The organism is Mycobacterium sp. (assembly GCF_049280035.1).
Taxonomy (GTDB): domain Bacteria; phylum Actinomycetota; class Actinomycetes; order Mycobacteriales; family Mycobacteriaceae; genus Mycobacterium.
In genome coordinates, this window is the sequence record NZ_JBAPPI010000148.1 from 1 (window position 1) to 2635 (window position 2635).

Below are 2635 nucleotides of genomic sequence, written 5' to 3' on the forward strand. Positions count from 1 at the left end.
GCTCCGCCCTGACCGCCTACAGCGAGCCCTACTGGCACATGACGGGATGAGACTGAAATCACAACCGCCCGCTGAGAATTGAACGCCTGGCCTGCGAGCGGTCACCGTTCGGTCACGGTACGACAAAAAATCCCTTGTGAGGCGCCTGCGGTATGGCCCCCGCGGCCATTTGTTGCCACAGTGTCTGTAGTGACTGTTGTGAATTCAGCGGTTCACCAGGGGCCGTCCTTATTCACGTCCTCACGGCCGTTAGGTGACGGCGTGCGGCCCCCAACGAGGCGGGCCAGCGCATGAGTCTCTGTGGTGAACCGACAGGAATGGCGGCGGATGCGCGAAGTCACCGCGCTGACGCCACAGAGAGGTGATCCCCATGAGACGCAGCTACGCCGTACCGACCAGTCTGGCCCTGTTGCTGGCGCTACCGATGCTCAACCCCAGTTCTGCGGCCGCGGACCCCTCGGGCCCGTCACTGGTGGGCTACCAGCAGTCGACCAGCTACGTGATTCAACGCGCGCTTGCCCAGCGCGGTGTGCCATTCCTCTACGGCGGCGGCAACGCCGCAGGCCCCACCCGCGGGACCGGGCTGAAAGCAAACATCGTCGGGTTCGACGCGTCAGGTCTGATCCAGTACGCCTATGCCGGCGCCGGGCTCAAGATGCCGCGGACCTCGGGCGAGCAATGCAACGTCGGCCGCAAAGTTGCGCTCTCACAAGCGCGCCCCGGCGACCTGCTCTGCTACGGCCCCGGGGGCACGCAAAGCGTCGCGATGTACCTCGGCAATGGCCAGATGATCGAAGCCACCGAGCCCGGCGTGACGGTCTCGGCGGCGCGCACCAGCGGGATGGTTCCGTACTTGACCCGAATCATCGAGTCCTGACCGGTAACTCGCCGGCGCGCCATTAGCGCACTGCCGGCGGTCGGCGGTTTGGGTAGATTGTCTGTCAATCATGATGACCGTCTACCCGACCCGTCCGGCCGTCGGCCCTGTTGCGGAATCCACCCCGTCCGCCATGGGAAACCAGAAAGCAGGGTTCTACCGCCACGATTTGGACGGGCTGCGCGGCATTGCCATCGCGCTGGTCGCGATGTTCCACGTGTGGTTCGGGCGGGTTTCCGGCGGGGTGGACGTGTTCTTGGCGCTGTCCGGCTTCTTCTTCGGCGGCAAATTGCTTCGCGCGGCGCTGAACCCGGCTGGGGGTCGAACCGGGTCACTATCGCCGGTGCCCGAAGTGATTCGACTGGTCCGCAGGTTGCTGCCGGCTCTGGTCGTGGTGCTAGCCGGGTGCGCGGTGCTGACCATCCTGATTCAGCCGCAGACCCGCTGGGAGACGTTCGCCGACCAGAGCCTGGCCAGCCTCGGCTAATACCAGAACTGGGAGCTGGCCAGCACGGTGGCCGACTATCTGCGGGCAGGCGAGGCGGTCAGTCCGCTACAGCACATCTGGTCGATGTCGGTGCAGGGCCAGTTCTACATCGCTTTCCTGGCACTGGTTTTCGGGTTCGCGTTGCTATTCCGGCGCCGTCTCGGCGACCGGTTGCGGACGATGTATGTGCTGCTGCTCAGCGCGCTGGCGTTGGCGTCGTTCGTCTACGCGATCTTTGCGCAGGCGGCCAACCAGTCGACCGCCTACTACAGCAGCTTTGCGCGGGCCTGGGAGTTGCTGCTGGGGGCGCTCGTCGGGGCGCTGGTCCCCTACATCCGCTGGCCGATGTGGCTGCGGACGGTGATCGCCACCGTCGCATTGGCAGCCGTGCTGTCCTGCGGCGCGCTCATCGACGGCGTCAAGGAGTTCCCGGGACCGTGGGCGCTGGTCCCTGTCGGGGCGGCCGTGCTGTTCATCCTGGCCGGCGCGAACCGGCAGGCCCATCCCACTACCCGTGACAAGTTGCCGCTGCCGAACCGGTTGCTGGCGACCGAGCCGCTGGTGAAGCTCGGCGCGATGGCCTACTCGCTGTACCTGTGGCACTGGCCGCTGCTGATCTTCTGGCTCGCATATACCGGTCACCGGCACGCCAATTTCATCGAGGGCACGGCGGTTTTGCTGCTATCCGGTGTGCTGGCATATCTGACCACCCGGTTCGTCGAAGACCCGCTGCGACACCGCGCCCGGGTCAATGCCGCGCCCGAGTCAGTGCGGGTCATCCCGTGGCGGGCGCGGCTGCGCCGTCCCACCATGGTGTTGGGATCAATGGTGGCAATGCTCGGCGTGACGCTGACCGCGACGGCGTTCACCTGGGTCGAGCACGTCAACGTGCAACGCGCCAGCGGCAAGGAGCTCAGCGGCCTCAATTCCAGCGACTACCCCGGTGCACGCGCCCTCGTCAAACACGTGCGGGTGCCCAAGCTCCGGATGCGGCCCACCGTGTTGGAAGCCCAGCAGGATTACCCGCCGTCCACCCGCGACGGCTGCATCGGCGACTTTGCCAACACTTCGTTGATCACGTGCACCTACGGCGACAAGGGCGCCACCCGGACCATCGCGCTTGCCGGGGGCTCGCACGCCGAGCACTGGCTGACCGCGCTGGACATCCTCGGCCGCAGGTACCACTTCAAGGTAACGACCTACCTCAAGATGGGCTGCCCGCTTTCTACCGAACAGATGCCGTTGGTGATGGGCAACAATGCGCCATACCC

The 2635-nt window shown here is 65.8% G+C and carries 2 pseudogenes; both read left to right on the forward strand.

Features of this window, described 5'->3' with window-relative positions:
* Window positions 1-370 precede the first annotated feature (370 nt).
* Window positions 371-868: pseudogene (gene ripD / locus WAN71_RS04835) on the forward strand (NlpC/P60 family peptidoglycan-binding protein RipD); the annotation flags it as partial.
* Between the two features lie 79 nt (window positions 869-947).
* Window positions 948-2635 (forward strand): annotated as a pseudogene (locus tag WAN71_RS04840) (acyltransferase family protein); the annotation flags it as partial.